Annotated in this window: 14 protein-coding genes; 4 read left to right on the top strand and 10 right to left on the bottom strand. The window is 70.4% G+C overall.

Going from position 1 to position 18,862, the window contains the following annotated elements:
- Positions 1–106: 106 nt before the first annotated feature.
- From ACWGJB_RS24935 to ACWGJB_RS24925, 3 genes are all read right to left on the bottom strand, one after another.
- Positions 107–976: a hypothetical protein gene (locus ACWGJB_RS24935; RefSeq protein ID WP_453382321.1), complete on the bottom strand. Its 870-nt coding sequence runs from the start codon at positions 974–976 to the stop codon at positions 107–109.
- A gap of 180 nt (positions 977–1,156) precedes the next feature.
- A complete protein-coding gene (locus ACWGJB_RS24930) occupies positions 1,157–2,245 on the bottom strand; it encodes a metallophosphoesterase (RefSeq protein ID WP_453382320.1) in 1,089 nt (362 codons plus the stop codon).
- A 327-nt stretch (positions 2,246–2,572) separates the two neighbouring features.
- On the bottom strand, positions 2,573–3,685 hold the full coding sequence (locus ACWGJB_RS24925) for a LacI family DNA-binding transcriptional regulator (RefSeq protein WP_362580719.1): 1,113 nt from the start codon (positions 3,683–3,685) through the stop codon (positions 2,573–2,575).
- A gap of 437 nt (positions 3,686–4,122) precedes the next feature.
- Between ACWGJB_RS24925 and hisC the strand changes: the two genes are divergently transcribed.
- The 4 genes from hisC (at position 4,123) to cydD (ending at position 11,729) form a co-directional block, all read left to right on the top strand.
- The gene (hisC, locus tag ACWGJB_RS24920) at positions 4,123–5,202 is read left to right on the top strand and encodes a histidinol-phosphate transaminase (RefSeq protein ID WP_453382319.1); all 1,080 of its coding nucleotides are present in this window, start codon (positions 4,123–4,125) and stop codon (positions 5,200–5,202) included.
- Between the two features lie 266 nt (positions 5,203–5,468).
- Positions 5,469–6,977, top strand: coding sequence for a cytochrome ubiquinol oxidase subunit I (locus tag ACWGJB_RS24915; protein WP_453382318.1), 1,509 nt, complete (start codon positions 5,469–5,471; stop codon positions 6,975–6,977).
- Positions 6,978–6,995: 18 nt separating this feature from the next.
- Positions 6,996–8,003: a cytochrome d ubiquinol oxidase subunit II gene (gene cydB / locus ACWGJB_RS24910; RefSeq protein ID WP_453382317.1), complete on the top strand. Its 1,008-nt coding sequence runs from the start codon at positions 6,996–6,998 to the stop codon at positions 8,001–8,003.
- 132 nt (positions 8,004–8,135) lie between these two features.
- Positions 8,136–11,729, top strand: coding sequence for a thiol reductant ABC exporter subunit CydD (cydD, locus tag ACWGJB_RS24905; RefSeq protein ID WP_453382316.1), 3,594 nt, complete (start codon positions 8,136–8,138; stop codon positions 11,727–11,729).
- 324 nt (positions 11,730–12,053) lie between these two features.
- Here the strand turns inward: cydD and ACWGJB_RS24900 are convergent, their stop codons facing one another.
- From ACWGJB_RS24900 to ACWGJB_RS24870, 7 genes are all read right to left on the bottom strand, one after another.
- On the bottom strand, positions 12,054–12,941 hold the full coding sequence (locus ACWGJB_RS24900; RefSeq protein ID WP_453382315.1) for a Cof-type HAD-IIB family hydrolase: 888 nt from the start codon (positions 12,939–12,941) through the stop codon (positions 12,054–12,056).
- Between the two features lie 116 nt (positions 12,942–13,057).
- On the bottom strand, positions 13,058–13,960 hold the full coding sequence (locus ACWGJB_RS24895) for an LLM class flavin-dependent oxidoreductase (protein WP_453382314.1): 903 nt from the start codon (positions 13,958–13,960) through the stop codon (positions 13,058–13,060).
- Positions 13,961–14,002: 42 nt separating this feature from the next.
- Complete coding sequence (locus tag ACWGJB_RS24890) at positions 14,003–14,467, bottom strand: hypothetical protein (protein ID WP_453382313.1); 465 nt, start codon at positions 14,465–14,467, stop codon at positions 14,003–14,005.
- 19 nt (positions 14,468–14,486) lie between these two features.
- A complete protein-coding gene (locus ACWGJB_RS24885; RefSeq protein WP_453382458.1) occupies positions 14,487–15,056 on the bottom strand; it encodes an RNA 2'-phosphotransferase in 570 nt (189 codons plus the stop codon).
- Positions 15,057–15,231: 175 nt separating this feature from the next.
- Positions 15,232–16,182, bottom strand: coding sequence for a MerR family transcriptional regulator (locus tag ACWGJB_RS24880; protein ID WP_453382312.1), 951 nt, complete (start codon positions 16,180–16,182; stop codon positions 15,232–15,234).
- Complete coding sequence (locus ACWGJB_RS24875; RefSeq protein ID WP_453382311.1) at positions 16,179–17,939, bottom strand: SDR family oxidoreductase; 1,761 nt, start codon at positions 17,937–17,939, stop codon at positions 16,179–16,181. Before ACWGJB_RS24875 ends, ACWGJB_RS24880 begins: the two co-directional genes overlap by 4 nt.
- On the bottom strand, positions 17,936–18,787 hold the full coding sequence (locus ACWGJB_RS24870) for a M24 family metallopeptidase (protein ID WP_453382310.1): 852 nt from the start codon (positions 18,785–18,787) through the stop codon (positions 17,936–17,938). The genes ACWGJB_RS24875 and ACWGJB_RS24870 overlap by 4 nt, the downstream gene beginning before the upstream one ends.
- Positions 18,788–18,862: the final 75 nt, after the last annotated feature.

The raw sequence follows: 18,862 nt of genomic DNA, 5'->3' as shown, positions 1-18,862 counted from the left end.
CGTGGGGGGGGGTCCCGCCCCCCCCTTCCCTCACCCCCCGTGGTTCCTCCGCTTTTGGGTGCCGGGGGTCTCCGCCCCCCCCCCCCGGCGGGGGCCCCAAGCCGGGTTATTCCGGCTGGTGTTCCGGGCCTCCGAAGTCCGGGCTGGTGTAGTCCGGGCTGGTGAAGCTCGGCCGGGAGGCGGGTGTGGTGCCGTCATCGGTGCTGAAACCGGGGCGGTCGTAGCCCAGGCGCGGCATCCGGCCCCCCGGACCCGACGGGGTCGCACGGCGCAGTCCGGCCGTGCCGGGCTCGGTGGCCAGCGCTTCCCGCAGGAAGGGCAGGATGCCGCGCTCCAGCAGGGCGTCCCGCCAGGCGTCCCGGGCCTTGGCCACCTCCCCGCCGGGTTCGCCGTAGGCTCCGGACTCCAGTGAGGGGCTGTTGCGCAGTGCGGTGAGCAGCAGCCCCGTGCCGGCCATGAGGATGGCGGCCGCGGTCACGACGCCGAAGACCCAGCCGGCGGTGAGCATGGTCTGGGCGAACGCCGGGGCCGGGTCCAGCATCTTCAGGACGTAGCCGACGAGCAGGAAGATCGCGGCGGCGGTACCGGCGAGCACGGGGGCCAGGACCAGGGCGAGGGCGAAGCCGCCGGCACCCGTGGTCTCGGCGGCCTCGCCGAGGGTGGTGGCGAGCCCCATCGCACCGCCCGTGGCCGACTCCGCGGAGTCGGACTCGTGGACAGTGGCCGGGGTGGACCGCGCCGGGTTGCGCAGTTCCTCGCGGACCTTCACATAGTGCTGGTACTCGGTCGCCGCGGCCGCCGTTATCAGTGCGGTGGCGTTGAGCGCCATGGTGCGCAGCTGTTCGGTGTTCAAATGCCGGCCGGTACCGGCCAGTTCGGGACGGTAAGGGGCGGAGCGCAGCGCCTCATCGAGGATCCGCTCGTATTCCTGGCGGTCCTCGCTGTGCAGGTGCTGCGGAACGCTGTTCATGTGCATCCCCCGATGCTCCGTAGGGCTTGGGGCTCGCACGCCGGCGAGCCGTCGGGCAGAAACGGAGGGGAGCCTGCTACGGATAAACCGATGGTAGAGCCGTTAAGGCACGCGGTGACAGGGGGTTGCCGGAAATTGGGGGTGGCCCGCGTGTGACATCGGGGTACAGAACAGCGCGCCGAACGTTCAGCTGTCCAGCGGAAGTTGCCTGACCAGCAGCTTTCCGGCCATGGTCACTCCGCCGTCCATGGCGATGGCCAGCCCGTCCGCGTAGACGTGCGGTCCCTCCACCAGGGGGCCGGTGGTCTCCTCGCCGTCCTCGGAGCCGACTTCCCCCAGCAGATAGGGAATCGGGCTGTGCCCGTGAACGATGCGGGTGCCGCCGTACGTATCGAGAAGGGAACGGACGGCGTCTGCACCTCCCTCGTCGCGGAAGGAGAACCGCTTGGTGAACTTACGGAACAGGTCCCAAACCTCGTCCGCGTCATTACGGGTGATGGTCTCGCGGACCGTGTCGTTGACCGCCTCGATCGAGTCGCCGTAGTCGAGGTAGGCGGTGGTGTCGGAGTGGACCAGCAGATAGCCGTCGACCTCCTCGACCGCGTCCAGGCGGGCCATCCACTGGAGGTGGTGGTCCTGGAGCCGGTCCATGTCGGTCTTCTGACCGCCGTTGAGCAGCCAGGCCGCCTGGAAGGTGGCGGTGCCCGCGCCGGAGTTGACGGGCGTGTCGCCGAACCGCTTGGCGCCGAGCAGCAGCAGCTCGTGGTTGCCCATGAGCGCCTTGCAGTAGCCGCCGGCCGCGGCCGCCTCGGCGGACAGCCGCATCACCAGGTCGATGACGCCGATGCCGTCCGGACCCCGATCGGTGAAGTCGCCGAGGAACCACAGCCGGGCGGTGCCCGCGCACCAGTGCCCGTCCGTGTCGATCAGTCCCTGCTCCCGCAGCGCGTCGATCAGCTCGTCGAAGTAACCGTGCACGTCCCCGACGACGTACAGCGGGCCTGGACCGGCCGCCGTCTGAGCGGCCGGATCGGCGGCCGGGTCGACCGGCAGCCGGAGCGTGTCGCCACGGTTGATGACGGGCAGGTCGCGCTGGGTCGGCGTGTACCCCTCGGGATATCCGTCGGGATACGGCTCGTCGAGCGCCGGGGCCACGTCGCCGGGGTGGGTGCTCTGGACGTACGGACCGGTCTCGTTGACGTACGCGGGCACCCGGAAGTCGCGCAACGTCGCCGTCCGTTCCGCCTCGGGTCCCTGACCGGCCCCCTGAGTCATCAGACCCCTCCACCATCGCGCCGCATCTGCACCGCTTCGGACTGCCTGGTCGCAGCGGCCCGCGGTGTCGTGGGCCCATCATAGGAATGCCCGTCGCGCCGTGTGATGACCCAGGGGTGGTGAATCGGAGCAGGACTCCAGTTCCGTGCGGCTTTCGCCCCGGTTGGGCAGGGTTTCGACCACCCGCCGCTCACCTGCCGGCCGTCTTTCGACGACGTCCGGCAGGCGCGTCGGCCGCCTCCGTGTGCGTACGGACCGGCCGGGCGGGCGTAGGGAGCGCCCGCGTGTGGGTGCGGGACGTCCGTGCGTGGGTGTGGGACGTCCGTACTACTCCTCCTCCGGTGCCCGCGGCGGGCTGACCGTGGTGCGCTGCGCGCGTCGCTGGGAGGAGGTACGCACGATCAGTTCGGTCGGTATCACCTGCTCGACCGGCTGGTCCGACTCCACTCCCTCGATCGCGTCGATGAGCAGCTGCACCACCGCCGTGCCGATGCGGCGCGGCTTCAGGGAGAGCGTGGTGATGGGCGGCTCGGTGTTGGCGTACACGGTCGACTCGCTGCAGCACACCAGCAGCAGGTCGTCGGGGACGCGCAGCCCGTAACGGCGGGCGGCGGCGAGCAGGTCGGTGCCGTTGGGGTCGAAGAGGCCGTAGACGGCGTCGGGGCGGTCCGGGCGGGCGAGCAGCCGGTCGGCGGCGACGGCGCCCGCGCACGGGTCGTGCGCCGGGTAGGCCTCGTAGACCGGGTCCTGGCCCACGCGCTCGCACCAGCGCAGGTAGGCGGTGGTCGACAGGTGGGTGTAGGTGTCCGTCGTGGTGCCGGTGAGCAGGCCGATCCGGCGGGCGCCCGCGTCGGCGAGATGGTCGAGGATGCCGAGTACGGCGGCCTCGTGGTCGTTGTCCACCCAGGCGGTGACCGGGAGCGAGCCGGCCGGGCGGCCGTCGGAGACCACCGGCAGCCCCTGCCGGACCAGCTCGCTGACCACCGGGTCCTGGTCGGACGGGTCGATGACGACCGTGCCGTCCAGAGCGACGTTCGACCACACGTCGTGGCGTGAGGTCGCCGGCAGGATCACCAGGGCGTAGCCGCGGGCGAGCGCGGCCGAGGTGGCGGCCCGCGCCATCTCGGCGAAGTACGCGAACTCGGTGAAGGTGAAAGGTTCATCCCCGTACGTCGTCACGGTCAGGCCGATCAGTCCCGACTTGCCGGTACGGAGGGTACGGGCGGCGGCCGAGGGGCGGTACCCCAGCCGGTCGGCGACCTCGCGGACGTGGCGCCGGGTGGCATCCGGGAGCCGGCCCTTGCCGTTCAGGGCGTCGGAGACGGTCGTGATGGAGACTCCGGCGGCGGCGGCTACGTCTCTGATGCCCGCCCGGCCCGGCCGGCTGCCTCGCCGAGAGGTTTCCGCGCGGCTCACCTGGTGCTTCCCTGCTGCTGTCATGGCGAGCCGATAGTAGGGCTCATGCGGTGGGGTAGTGCGGACGCATATGCACGCGTTGACAGGCACGTTTCTGCAAGGTCAAAGGGGGTCAACTACCTTAGAAAGAAAGTCAGTTGAACGATCCAATGGCGAGACGTGACTTGTCGGCACGCATGGGCCTGCCAAGTGCCCGATGTCTCGAAGAGGTCTCAACTCACCTTCACGGGTGATGCGCGCCACGGCGTGAGCCACCGGCGCGTAGATATATGTAGGGCGCGCCCCCGAAAAATGCGCCTTCGTATGGTGATGCCCGTGATGCCAGTGGGACGGATGAGGTCAGGCCCCCGCCTACCGGGTCGCTCCGCTGCTGTACGCAGCGGCACCGAATCCTCATAAGGTGAGGAGTATTGGATGCCGGCGGCGCGGACGGTCCGCCGGTGGTCGCGAGGAGGACTGCGGTGAGCGAGACGAGCCCCAAGCTGCGCGCCGAGCTGGAGAGTATCCCCACCTACAAGCCGGGCAAGCCTGCCGCGGCCGACGGCCCGGTCGCCTACAAGCTCTCCTCCAACGAGAACCCGTATCCTCCGCTGCCCGGCGTGCTGGAGTCCGTGACCGCGGCCGTTGCCGCCTTCAACCGCTACCCGGACATGGCGTGCACGGCACTGATGAACGAGCTCTCGGACCGCTTCGGCGTCCCGCTCGGCCATCTGGCCACCGGCACCGGCTCGGTCGGCGTCGCCCAGCAGCTGATCCAGGCCACCAGCGGCCCCGGCGACGAGGTGATCTACGCCTGGCGGTCCTTCGAGGCCTACCCGATCATCACGCAGATCAGCGGCGCCCGCTCGGTCCAGGTGCCGCTCACGCCCGGGGAGGTGCACGACCTGGACGCGATGGCGGACGCGATCACCGAACGCACCCGCCTGATCTTCGTCTGCAACCCCAACAACCCGACCGGCACGGTCGTGAAGCGAGCCGAACTGGAGCGCTTCCTGGACCGGGTGCCGAGTGACGTGCTGGTGGTCCTTGACGAGGCCTACCGGGAGTTCATCCGCGACCCCGAGGTGCCCGACGGCGTCGAGATCTACCGCGAACGACCGAACGTCTGTGTCCTGCGGACCTTCTCCAAGGCGTACGGCCTCGCCGGGCTGCGCGTCGGCTTCGCGATCGCCCATGAGCCGGTGGCGGCGGCGCTGCGCAAGACGGCGGTGCCGTTCGGCGTGAGCCAGCTCGCCCAGGAAGCGGCGATCGCCTCGCTGCGGGCCGAGGACGAACTGCTCGGCCGGGTCGGATCGCTGGTGTGCGAGCGGCAGCGGGTGGTCGGGGCGCTCCGTGCCCAGGGGTGGACGGTTCCGGAGACCCAGGCCAACTTCGTGTGGCTGCGGCTGGGGGAGCGTACGACGGCCTTCGCGCAGCTCTGTGAGGAGCACGGCGCGGTCATCCGGCCGTTCCCGGGCGAGGGCGCCCGGGTGACGATCGGGGAGACCGAGGCGAACGACATCTTCCTGAAGGCGGCGGAGAACTTCCGCAAGGAGCTCTAGCCGCAAGGCGCCTTGGCCGTCGGCCAGTTCCACACGTACGGGGTCGCCGTGAGGCGGCCCCGTTGCGTATGGGTTTCACGTGGAACCGCGGGCCGCGGGGTGACGTGACGGAGAAGACAGGCCCCCCATGGCTGCGTCGAAAATCAGTACGTCATAATGGCTTGTGAATGTGAATGCATTCACAAGCTCGTCCTCTTTGGTCCGTGATGTACGTGACAAAAGGGGCAAAGTGCCGCTGTACCCGGCGACGTAAGGAGACTGACGACGTGGACCTGGCTCTGGCGCCGGAGACACTGGCGCGTTGGCAGTTCGGCATCACCACCGTCTACCACTTCCTGTTCGTCCCGCTGACGATCTCTCTGGCCGCCCTCACGGCGGGCCTGCAGACCGCATGGGTGCGCACGGAGAAGGAGAAGTACCTCAGGGCGACCAAGTTCTGGGGCAAGCTCTTCCTGATCAACATCGCGATGGGCGTGGTCACCGGCATCGTGCAGGAGTTCCAGTTCGGGATGAACTGGTCGGACTACTCGCGGTTCGTCGGTGACATCTTCGGCGCCCCGCTCGCCTTCGAGGCGCTGATCGCGTTCTTCTTCGAGTCCACCTTCATCGGGCTGTGGATCTTCGGCTGGGACAAGCTGCCCAAGAAGATCCATCTGGCCTGCATCTGGATGGTCTCCATCGGCACGATCCTGTCCGCGTACTTCATCCTCGCGGCCAACTCGTGGATGCAGCACCCCGTCGGCTACAAGATCGACAAGGTGAAGGGGCGCGCCGAACTGACCGACTTCTGGGCCGTCCTGACCCAGAACACCGCGCTGGCCCAGGCCTTCCACACGCTGACCGCGTCCTTCCTGACCGGTGGCGCGTTCATGGTCGGCATCGCCGCCTTCCACCTGTTCCGCAAGAAGCACATCACCGTGATGAAGACCTCGCTGCGGCTGGGCCTGGTCACCGTCGTCGTCGCCGGCCTGCTCACCGCGATCAGCGGCGACACCCTCGGCAAGGTCATGTTCAAGCAGCAGCCGATGAAGATGGCCGCCGCCGAGGCCCTGTGGGACGGCCAGAAATCGGCACCGTTCTCGGTCTTCGCCTACGGCGACGTGAGCAAGGGTCACAACACCGTCGAACTGTCGGTCCCCGGCATACTGTCGTTCCTCGCCGACGACGACTTCAACTCGTACGTACCCGGCATCAACGACACCAACAAGGCCGAGCAGCAGAAGTACGGTCCGGGCGACTACCGCCCGATCATCCCCGTCACCTTCTGGGCGTTCCGCTGGATGATCGGCTTCGGTATGGCGTCCTTCGCCATCGGCCTGGTCGGACTCTGGCTGACCCGTAAGAAGTTCATGCTGGCCCAGCATCTGCGGGTCGGTGAGGACGAGGTGCCGCATCTGGTCCTCTTCAAGAACAAGGCCCTCAGCCCGAAGCTCGGCAGGCTGTACTGGCTGGTGGCGATCTGGACGCTGGGCTTCCCGCTGATCGCCAACTCCTGGGGCTGGATCTTCACCGAGATGGGTCGTCAGCCCTGGGTCGTCTACGGCGTTCTGCAGACCCGTGACGCCGTCTCCCCCGGTGTCTCCCAGGCCGAGATCCTCATCTCGATGATCACCTTCACCGCGCTGTACGCCATCCTCGCCGTCATCGAGGTCAAGTTGCTCGTGAAGTACATCAAGGCCGGCCCGCCCGAGCTCACCGAGGACGACCTCAACCCGCCCACGAAGATCGGTGGCGAGGCGCGTGACGCCGACAAGCCGATGGCCTTCTCGTACTAGGCCGAGGGAGACGCAGTCATGGAACTTCACGACGTCTGGTTCGTTCTGATCGCCGTCCTGTGGACCGGCTACTTCTTCCTGGAGGGCTTCGACTTCGGGGTCGGCATCCTCACCAAGCTGCTCGCCCGTGACCGGCCGGAGAAGCGGGTGCTGATCAACACGATCGGCCCGGTCTGGGACGGCAACGAGGTGTGGCTGCTCACCGCGGGCGGTGCGACCTTCGCCGCCTTCCCTGAGTGGTACGCCACGCTCTTCTCCGGCTTCTATCTGCCCCTGCTGGTCATCCTGGTCTGCCTGATCGTCCGGGGTGTCGCCTTCGAGTACCGGGCGAAGCGGCCCGAGGAGAAGTGGCAGCGCAACTGGGAGACCGCGATCTTCTGGACCTCGCTGATCCCGGCGTTCCTGTGGGGGGTGGCCTTCGCCAACATCGTGCGGGGCGTGAAGATCGACCAGCACTTCGAGTACGTCGGCAGCGTCTGGGACCTGCTCAACCCGCACGCCCTGCTCGGCGGACTGGTGACGCTGACCCTGTTCACCTTCCACGGAACGGTGTTCACCGCCCTCAAGACTGTCGGTGACATACGGGTACGGGCGCGGAAGCTGGCGACCAAGGTCGGTCTGCTCGCCGCCGTGCTGGCGCTGGCCTTCCTGGTGTGGACGCAGGCCGACAGCGGGGACGGCAAGAGCCTGGTGGCCCTGGTCGTGGCGGTCGCCGCGCTGGTCGCCGCCCTGGGGGCAAATCTGCGGGGCCGTGAGGGATGGGCGTTCGCCCTGTCCGGCGTCACCGTCGTGGCCGCCGTGGCGATGCTCTTCCTGTCGCTCTTCCCGAACGTCATGCCGTCGTCGCTCAACGCGGACTGGAACCTCACGGTCACCAACGCCTCGTCGAGCCCCTACACCCTGAAGATCATGACGTGGTTGGCGGCGATCGCCACGCCGCTCGTCATGCTCTACCAGGGGTGGACGTACTGGGTGTTCCGCAAGCGGATCGGCACGCAGCACATCGCAGCCGAAGCCGCCCACTGAGTCGGCGTCGAGTCGGCACTGAGTCTGTACTGACGGACTGAGTACGGACTGACTCCGCACTGAGTCTGCATGAGTCCAAGGAGTGGGTGTTTCACGTGAAACACCCACTCCGGGCCGAAGGGCATGTTTCACGTGAAACCAATCGATCCGCGTCTGCTGCGCTACGCCCGAGCCACTCGTCTCTTCTTGATCGCGGTCGTAGGCCTCGGTGTGGTCGGGGCCGGGCTGGTCATCGCCCAGGCGATGCTCATCGCCGAAGTGGTGGTCGGCGCCTTCCAGCACGGCCACTCGGTATCCGAACTCCGCACTCCTCTGCTGTTGTTGGTGGCCGTTGCCATCGGCCGGGCGCTGGTCTCCTGGCTGACCGAGCTTGCCGCGCACCGGGCGAGCGCGGCGGTAAAGTCCGAACTGCGGGGGCGGCTTCTCGACCGGGCCGTGGCGCTCGGTCCCGGCTGGCTGAGCGGTCAGCGGACCGGGTCGCTGGTCACCCTCGCCACGCGCGGCGTCGACGCCCTCGACGACTACTTCTCGCGCTACCTGCCCCAGTTGGGGCTCGCGGTGGTCGTACCGGTCGCGGTGCTCGCCCGGATCGTCACCGAGGACTGGGTGTCCGCGGCGATCATCGTCGGCACTCTGCCGCTCATCCCGCTCTTCATGGTGTTGATCGGCTGGGCCACCCAGTCCCGTACGGACCGTCAGTGGCGGCTGCTGTCCCGGCTGTCCGGCCACTTCCTGGATGTGGTCGCAGGGCTGCCCACGCTGAAGGTGTTCGGGCGCGCCAAGGCGCAGGCCGAGTCCATCCGCCGGATCACCGGCGAGTACCGGCAGGCGACGATGCGGACCCTGCGGATCGCCTTTCTCTCGTCCTTCGCTCTGGAACTGCTCGCCACACTGTCGGTGGCGCTGGTCGCCGTGACCATCGGTATGCGGCTGGTGCACGGCGACATGGACCTGTACATCGGGCTGGTCATCCTGGTGCTGGCGCCCGAGGCGTACCTCCCGCTGCGGCAGGTGGGTGCCCAGTTCCACGCGGCGGCGGAGGGGCTCGCGGCGGCGGAGGAGATCTTCGCGGTGTTGGAGACGCCGGTGCCGGTGTCCGGTGCGGGCGAGGTCCCCTCTGAGGCCTCCCTGGCATTCGAAGGAGTGACAGTCCGGTACCCGGGCCGCTCGGCGGACGCGGTGACCGAGGTGTCGTTCACCGTGGAACCCGGCGAGACCGTCGCACTGGTCGGCCCGAGTGGAGTGGGCAAGTCGACGCTGCTGAACGTGCTGCTGGGGTTCGTGCGGCCGGTGGCGGGCCGGGTGCGGATCGGGGGAGCCGAGCTCGGCGAGGTGGACCTGGAGACGTGGCGGTCGCGGATCGCGTGGGTGCCGCAGCGGCCGCATCTGTACGCCGGGACGATCGCCGAGAACGTACGGCTCGCGCGTCCCGACGCGGACGACGAGGCGGTACGGCGGGCGTTGCGGGACGCGGGGGCGCTGGAGTTCGTGGAGGCGTTGCCGGAGGGCGCCGGGACGGTGCTCGGCGAGGACGGGGCCGGACTGTCCGCCGGGCAGCGGCAGCGGCTGGCGCTGGCGCGGGCGTTCCTGGCGGACCGGCCTGTGCTGTTGCTGGATGAGCCGACGGCTGCGCTGGACGGGGCGACCGAAGCGGAGGTTGTGGCGGCGGTACGACGGCTTGCCGCGGGGCGGACGGTGTTGCTGGTGGTGCACCGGCCGGCGCTGCTCTCGGCGGCGGACCGGGTGGTGCGGCTCTCCGGCAGCGAGGTCCCCAGGGGGCTCCGCCCCCTGGACCCCCAACCCCTTCGCCCACCCACCACCCGACTCGGTCGATGGGAAGGCGAGGCGATCGAACAGCTCGGTCGAGTGGAAAGTGGTCCGGCGGAGTTGCTCGGGCAGATCGAAGCGCCCGGTCGGTCGGGAAGCGGCTCGGTGGAGTCGGTGGCTGGGGCTCGGCAGGGCGTTCTGAGGCGGGTTCGGGGGGATTCCGGAGCTCGGCGGGGGCGGTTGTTGCTCGCTCTTCTGCTGGGGGCTCTCGCGCTCGGCAGTGCCGTGGGGTTGATGGCGACCTCCGGGTGGCTGATCTCGCGGGCCTCGCAGCAGCCGCCGGTGCTGTATCTGATGGTCGCCGTGACGGCAACGCGGGCTTTCGGGATCGGGCGGGCCGTGTTCCGGTACAGCGAGCGGCTCGTGTCGCACGACGCCGTGCTGCGGATGCTGGCCGACACCCGGGTCGCCGTTTACCGGCGCCTTGAACGGCTCGCACCTGCCGGGCTGCGGGCGACCCGGCGCGGGGATCTGCTCAGCCGGCTGGTCGCCGACGTGGACACCCTGCAGGACTACTGGCTGCGGTGGCTGCTGCCTGCCGGGGCCGCGGTGGCCGTGTCCGCCGGGGCTGTGGGGTTCACCGCCTGGCTGCTGCCCGAGGCGGGCGCCGCCCTGGCCGTGGGGCTGCTGGCGGCCGGCGTCGGTGTCCCGCTGGTGACCTCCGCCGTGGCCCGTCGCGCCGAGCAGCGGCTGGCGCCCGCCCGTGGCCTGCTCGCGACCCGGGTCACCGACCTGCTCACCGGCACCGCCGAACTGACCGTCGCCGGCGCGCTGCCCGCCCGTACCGACGAGGCCCGGCAAGCCGACCGCACGCTCACCCGGATCGCCTCGCGGGCTGCCACCGCCACCGCGCTCGGTGACGGACTGACCGCTCTGCTGACGGGCCTGACCGTCGCCGCCACGGCACTCCTGGGCGCCCAGGGGGTCGCCGACGGCCGGCTGAGCGGGGTGGCGATGGCCGTGGTCGTGCTCACTCCGCTGGCCGCCTTCGAGCCCGTACTGGGGCTCCCGCTCGCCGTGCGGCACCGGCAGCGGGTGCGCAAGAGCGCCGAGCGCATCTACGAGGTGCTGGACGCGCCCGAACCCGTACGGGAGTCCGAGCGGCCGCGCCAGGCGCCCGCCACGCCCTTCCCCGTCGTACTCAAGGGCCTGTCCGCCCGTCACGAGGGCCAGCGTCGGGACGCGCTCGCGGGGCTCGACCTCACCCTCCACGAGGGGCGCCGGATCGCCGTGGTCGGCCCCTCCGGCTCCGGCAAGACGACCCTCGCCCAGGTCCTGCTGCGGTTCCTCGACCCGGACGCGGGCTCCTACACCCTGGCCCGCGTGGACGCGCACGGCATGGACGGCGACGACGTACGCCGGCTCGTCGGGCTGTGCGCCCAGGACGCGCACCTCTTCGACAGTTCCGTACGCGAGAACCTGCTGCTCGCCCGCAAGGACGCCACCGAGGAGGACCTGCGGGACGTCCTGGGCCGGGCCCGGCTGCTGGAGTGGGTGGACGGGCTGCCCGACGGGCTCGACACCCTCGTCGGCGAGCACGGGGCCCGGCTGTCCGGCGGGCAGCGGCAGCGGCTGGCGCTCGCCCGGGCACTGCTCGCCGACTTCCCGGTGCTCGTCCTGGACGAGCCCGCCGAGCACCTCGACCTGCCCACGGCGGACGCGCTCACCGCGGATCTGCTGGCCGCCACAGAGGGCCGTACGACCGTGCTCATCACCCACCGGCTGGCGGGACTGGAGGCCGTGGACGAGGTGGTCGTGCTCGACGAGGGCCGGGTGGTGCAGCGCGGACCGTACGCCGAGCTGGCCGCCGTGGCCGGGCCGCTGCGGGGGATGGCGGAGCGGGAGGCGGCGACGGAGTCGCTGGCGGAAGCGCCTGGGGGCCTGGTGGGAGCGCCTTAGGACCTAGTGGGAGTGCCCAAGGGCCGCTAGGGCCGCAGCCCTTCACCTGGCCCCCAGGTCTCCCGACTTTGATGGGCGCAAGGTCCCGGCGCCGGCCCTGACGGGGCGGCACGACGGTGATGAGGCAGGCGCGATACCGAACCGGAGCCGGCGGCCCGTGCCGTACCGAACCGGAGCCGGCAGGCCGTGCTCCAGCACGTGCCGTATCGAACCGAGCCGGCGGTCCGTGCTCCAGCACGTGCCGTATCGAACCGAGCCGGCCGCCGTGCCGTAGCGCGTGCTGTGGCGGGAACCGAGGCGAGCGCCGGGCCGAAGCCGGCAGCTTCAGATGCGGGCGGCCAGCAGCTGTTCGATCACGACTGCGACACCGTCCTCGTTGTTGGCGACCGTACGGCCGGAGGCGGCGGCGATCACGTCGGGGTGGGCGTTGCCCATCGCGTACGACTGTCCGGCCCAGGTCAGCATCTCGACGTCGTTGGGCATGTCGCCGAAGGCCACGACCTCCTCGTGCGAGATGCCGCGCTCGGCGCACTCCAGGGCCAGCGTGCTGGCCTTGGAGACCCCCGGGCCGCTGATCTCCAGCAGGGCGCTGGGGCTGGACCGGGTGACGTTGGCACGGTCGCCGACGGCGAGGCGGGCGAGGGTGAGAAACGCGTCGGGGTCGAGGTCGGGGTGGTAGGCGAGGATCTTGAGCACGGGCTCGCCGGCGCCCAGACCGTCGGCCGCGAGGATCTCCTCGGCGGGCAGCAGATGGTCCGGCGTCTCCAGGTGCAGCTTGGGATAGGCAGGCTCCTGGTGGAAGCCGTACGTCTGCTCGACCGCGTACACCGTGCCGGGCGCGGCGTCGCGCAGCAGCTGTACCGCGTCCAGCGCGTTCTCCCTGGCCAGTTCGCGCACCTTCACGAAGCGGTGGGCGCCGGGGCCGCCATGCAGATCGACCACGGCGGCGCCGTTGCCGCAGATCGCCAGGCCGTGACCGTGGACGTGGTCGCTGACGACGTCCATCCAGCGGGCCGGGCGGCCGGTGACGAAGAAGACCTCGACGCCCGCTTCCTCGGCGGCGGCCAGCGCGGCGACCGTCCTCGGGGAGACCGACTTGTCGTCGCGCAGCAGGGTGCCGTCGAGATCGGTGGCGATCAGCCGGGGCGGGGTGGCGAAGGCGGGGGTCTCGGGCTGTCGGGTCGCTGAGGTCACCGCGCCATTCTCGCGCATATGCCCGCACGCCAGTGCGGTGCTCCGCACAGATGAGACACAGATGACTCCCCGAGCGTGCTCCGGGCTCGGCCCGGTGACCCTCGACCCCTGTTCGGCGGCCCCGCCCGTCGGCCTCAGGCCAGCTGGGCCGGGGCCTCCATGGCGATCTGCTCGAAGACCTTCTCGTCGGCCGCGAAGTCCGAGTCCGCGATGGGCCAGTGGATCACCAGCTCGGTGAAGCCCAGTTCCTGGTGGCGGCCGGCGAAGTCCACGAAGGCGTCCAGGGATGCCAGCGGACGGGCCCGGTCCGGGGTGAACCCGGTGAGCAGGATCTTGTCCACCTCCGACGCGTCCCGGCCGATCGCCGCGCAGGCCTCGCCGAGCTTCGCCGTCTGACCGCGCAGCGCCTCGACGGACTGCTCGGGCGTGCCGTTCTCGTACAGCTTCGGATCGCCGGTGGTCACCCACGCCTGTCCGTGCCGCGCGGCCAGCTTCAGCCCGCGCGGGCCGGTGGCAGCGACCGCGAAAGGCAGCCGGGGCCGCTGCACGCAGCCCGGGATGTCTCGCGCCTCGTGAGCCGAGTAGAACTCGCCGTCCTGTGTCACGGAGTCCTCGGTGAGCAGCCGGTCGAGCAGCGGCACGAACTCGGCGAACCGGTCGGCGCGCTCGCGCGCGGTCCACGGCTCCTGGCCCAGCGCGGTGGCGTCGAAGCCGGTGCCCCCGGCGCCGATGCCGAGCGTCACCCGGCCGCCGGAGATGTCGTCGAGGGAGATCAGCTCCTTGGCGAGCGCCACCGGGTGCCGGAAGTTCGGTGAGGTGACGAGCGTGCCCAGACGCAGCCGGTCGGTGACGGACGCGGCGGCGGTCAGCGTCGGAATCGCACCGAACCACGGGCCGTCCCGGAAACTGCGCCAGGACAGGTGGTCGTAGGTGTACGCGGTGTGGAAGCCCAGTTCCTCGGCCCGCGTCCAGGCGGTACGGCCGCCCTCGCTCCAGCGGCGGTACGGCAGGATCACGGTGCTCAGACGCAGACTCATGCGTCCGAGACTAAGGGGCCGCACCGAGGAGGGACGAAACGGTCACCGTATGCGGCCGCTCAGCCACGGCGTGAGGAGGTTCGCGGCCAGGTACTCCTTGTACGTACGGTCCCCGGGCAGCGGTACGACCAGCCAGGCCACTGGCGGGAAGCGGCGGGAGCGGACATGGGCCAGCCCACCGAAGACGGAGCGGAGAAACGCGGGTACGTCGTCGCGCGGGAGGTCGTGGAACGCGACGCCCTCCACCGTGATCAGCGCGTCGTCGTCCGGGTAGAGCCGCACGCTCACCCGGGGCAGCCCGCCGAACTCGGCGTATGCCTCGTGCGGCAGCGAACCGTCCGGGTCCGCGGTGACCCCGAAGCCCGCCGCGCTGCGCCGGGAGGTCTGGTCCGCGCCGATGTCGTGGGTCACCTCGATCTCGCGGTCGCACTCGGCGGCGATCGCGCGAAGAGCGGTCACGGCCGCCTCGGTCGTGGGGAGGTGGTACCTGCGGTCACTCTGGTCCATACCAGTCATCATGCAGGGGTCAGTGCGGGTCGGGGAAGCGCAGGTATTCCGGCGGTACGGCCTTCGTCAGCCACACCCCGTTCGCGCTGACGTGGAAGACATGGCCGGCCCGGTGCATCGCGCCCGCGTCCACCGACAGCACGACCGGGCGCCCGCGCCGGGCACCTACCCGGGTCGCGGTCTCGCGGTCGGCCGACAGATGCACGTCGTGCCTGCTCATCGGGCGGAGACCCGCAGTCCGGATCGCGTCCAGGTACCGGGCCACGGTCCCGTGGTAGAGGTACGGCGGCGGGGTCGCCGGAGGCAGTGCGAGCTCGACGTCGACGCTGTGGCCCTGGCTGGCGCGGATCCGGGCGCCTTCGATCGCGAAGCGCTGCTTGTCGTTGGCGGCGACGACGTGCTCGAGTTCCTCGCGGGTGACCGGGAAGCCGTGCGCCGCTGCCGCCGCGAGCAGCGTGTCGATCTCCACCCAGCCGGCCTCGTCGAGCGTGAGGCCGATGCGCTCGGGCTGGTGGCGCAGGTGTTTCGAGAGGTACTTCGACACCTTCACGGTGCGCCGCTCGTCCCACGTCCTGTCGTTCTGTCTGATGTTCGGCTTTTCATTATTTTTGTCGTGTGGCCTGTGGCTCTTCTTGTCGTTCACACCATCAGCGTGCCGGGAGAGACGCGGATCACGCAGCTATTTTTCGCCGGAGGTTTGATCCACAACCAAGTGTGGTTATCCACAGGGGAATTGGCCGTTCTGTGGACAACCGCTGGGCGGTTCAGGGTGTTTCGTCAAGATCGTTAACAGGTCTGTGATCTGCGGCGAGCGCGTCCAAGTGGCGCGCCCGGGCCTCCCGTTCGGTGGCCAGGGCGATGAACTCGGCGATGTGGTCCGGGCCAACGAGACGTCGTACAGCCTGAATCGTGTCGGCAGGGAGGGACACGGTACGTGTCTCCTCCCGGGTCTTCGGCTGCTCCCCCGCGCCAAGTCGCCGGCGCACCTCGCGGGTCGCGAACAGGCGCATGGCCCGGGCCAGTTCGGCGTCCACGGTCTGCTGGGCGAGCGGGCGCAGGCGCCGTACCAGGGAGGCCGCCTCTGCCGCCTTCGCGTCGGTGCGGTGGTGCGGGTCGTCGAGGTAGCGGGCGAAGACGTGCTCGGTGGTGAACTCCAGGAAACGGGTGGCTATGTGCTCGACCTGGAACCGCAACTCCCGCAGATGGTCCGAGATCGCGGTGAGCGGTACCCCGGCCGCGTGCAACTCGGCCGCCACCGCCAGCTCTTGGGGGCTCGGGACGAGGAAGGAGTCGGGGTCGTCCGGCACCGGTTCCAGCACGCCGAGTGCCACGGCCTCGGCCACGGCGGTGTCGTCGGGGGTGCCGCCGAAGCGGGCGTCCAGGTCGGCGCGGGACAGGCGGGCCGGCTCCTCGTCGGTCCAGGGCCCCTCGGCCTCGGTGACGAGGCCCAGGACGCCGGCCAGGCCCCGCCCGGTGTCCCAGGCGTCCAGGAGCTCCTTGATGGAGGCCAGGGTGTAGCCGCGGGCGAGGAGGTCGGCGATCTGGTGGAGGCGGGTGAGGTGGACGTCGGAGTAGAGGTTGGCCCGGCCCTGGCGTTCCGGGCGCGGGAGGAGGCCCTTGTCCTGGTAGGCGCGGATGGTTCGGACGGTGGTCCGGGACAGGTGGGCCAAGTCCTCGATGCGGTAGGTCTTGTGGGGCGGGGGATCGGCCGTCACAGCTTCGGCTCCATCCTCGCGATCCTCCGCAGCACCCCCGGCGCCAGCCGCGACAGCAACCGCGCCCCACGTGCCTCCGGGGTCACCGGTACCACCGCCCGGTTGTGCTCCACCGCCTCCAGAATCGCCGAAGCGACCTTCTCCGGCGGGTAGTTGCGTATCCCGTACAGGCGGGCCGAGCGCTGCTGCCTGCGCCGTTGCTCCGCTTCGTCGACCCCGGTGAAGCGGGCTGTCGAGGTGATGTTGGTGTTGACGATGCCGGGGCAGATCGCGGTCACGCCGATGCGCTGAGCGGCGAGTTCGGCGCGCAGGCACTCGGACAGCATCAGGACCGCCGCCTTGGAGGTGCTGTAGGCCGGCAGTGCCCGCGAGGGCTGGAAGGCGGCCGCCGAGGCGACGTTCACGATGTGTCCGCCCTGGCCGCGGTCCGCCATCCGGGCGCCGAACAGGCGGCAGCCGTGGATCACGCCCCAGAGGTTGACGTCCAGGACCTTGCGCCATTCCTCCGTGGTCGTCGTGAGGAACGAGCCGGAGAGGCCGATGCCAGCGTTGTTGACCAGTACGTCCAGGACCCCGTACTCGCGGTGGACCCGCTCGGCGAGCTTCTCCATGGCCTGTTCGTCGGAGACGTCGGCCGTCTCGGGCCACGCGTCCGCCGCTCCGATCAGCCGGGACAGCTCGGCGGTACGGGCGGCGGCCTCCGCGTCCCGGTCCACGGCCACCACGCGCGCGCCCGCCTCCGCGAACGCGAACGCCGTGGCCCGGCCGATGCCGCTGCCCGCGCCGGTGACCAGCACCAGCTGGCCGCCGAACCGCTGGGCATGGCGGTCCGCGCGCTTCGGCTCGGTGCCCCGGCCGTCCTCGACGGAGATCACGAACTCCCCGATCCAGGCCGCCACCTGGTCCGGCCGGGTGCGCGGGATCCAGTGCTTGTCGGGCAGGGTGCGGCGGGTCAGCTGCGGTGCCCAGTGCTCCAGGTCGTCGTAAAGCCGCTCGGAGAGGAAGGCGTCGCCCAGGGGCGTGATGAGCTGCACGGGCGCGTGCGCGTACGCGTCCTCGCGCGGGCGGCGCAGCCGGGGCCGTACGTTGTCGCGGTACAGCCAGGCACCGTGCGCCGCGTCGGAGCGGAGGGAGCCGGTCGGGTAGTCGCCGGCGGGGAGCTTCTCGGCCCGTCGGAGGATGCCCGGCCAGGCCCTGCCGAGCGGTCCGCGCCAGGCCAGTTCGGGGACGACGGGGGTGTGCAGCAGATACACGTACCAGGACTTGGCGCCCTGGCCGAGAAGCTGTCCCACCCGGCGGGGCGTGGGGCGCTTCACGCGCCCGTTGATCCAGTGTCCGAAGTGGTCGAGGGACGGCCCGGACATCGAGGTGAAGGAGGCGATGCGGCCCTCCGTGCGCCCTACGGTGACGAACTCCCAGGACTGCACCGAGCCCCAGTCGTGGCCGACCAGGTGCACCGGGCGGTCCGGGCTCACCGCGTCGATCACCGCCAGGAAGTCGTCGGTCAGCTTGGCCAGCGTGAAGCCGCCACGCAGCGGTTGCGGTGCGGTCGAGCGGCCGTGACCCCGGACGTCGTACAGCACCACGTGGAAGCGCTCGGCCAGGCGGGGCGCGACCTCGGACCAGACCTCTTTGCTGTCCGGGTAGCCGTGGACGAGGACGACCGTCGGCTGTGCCGGGTCGCCCAGTTCCGCCACGCACAGTTCGATGCCACCGGTGCGTACCCGGCGCTCGCGTGCGCCCTTCAGTGCCGTCACTTGTCCTCCGCCCAGCGCCGCACGTGCGGCAGATCGTCGTCCAGCCAGAAGGCGCTCTGCTCGGGGTCCCGGGAGTCGGTGACCACGAGGATCTCCTCGAACTTGGCTCCGGTGCCCCGGAAGCCGAGGTGTGGTTCGACCGCCCACAGGCCCGGCCGGGGCGGGTGGTCGGAGAAGCGGTACGGCGACCACAGGGGCGACCAGCCCTCGCGGTGGCCGTGCAGGGCGTCGGCGGCGAGGCCCTTCAGGGACTGGGTGCCGAACCCGAAGAGGTGAGGTGACCAGCGGCGCTGCTTCACCCGGTCCACCTTGTGGGCGATGACGCCGAACGGGTACGCGCGGTGCCGGTTGGCGTAGCCCTGGCGGACCATCAGGCGGTCCACGTCCTCGTAGATCTCGCGCAGCGGGCGCCGTGCGCGCACCTCGCGCAGGATCAGCTCCCGGTGTGCCTCCAGGTCGGCCATCAGCCGGTCCTGCACGGGGTTGATCCCGAGGGAGCCCGAGTAGCCGATGTCGGCCGTGAAGCCGTCGTAGACCGGGGCCAGGTCCAGGATGAACGGCATCCCGGGGGCCAGCCGGCGGTCGGTCGGGAAGAACTGCAGCGGTATGCGGAAGTCCGTGAACGCGGTGCGGTCGCCGAACCAGGCGAAGGGGAGGTGGAACCAGTCCCGTACGCCACGGGCGCGCAGCCACTCGCGCTGCATCCGGGCCGCCTCGCGCTCGGTGATCCCGGGCTCCAGCCGGGCCGCGACCGCCTCCGCGCATTCGTACGCGAGTCGCTGCACCCGCCGGAAACCCTTCAGCTCCGTGGCGCGTTCGGAGAGTACGTCCTGCACTGTCGTCGTCATCCGCCCCGTCCCCATCGACTGCGGTACGCGTCCGTAACTTGACACTGGTGAATGTGACAGTTGTTAGAGGCGACG

It is taken from the genome of Streptomyces sp. NPDC054813, from assembly GCF_053611365.1.
This window is presented reverse-complemented; position numbering and strand designations above follow the sequence as displayed.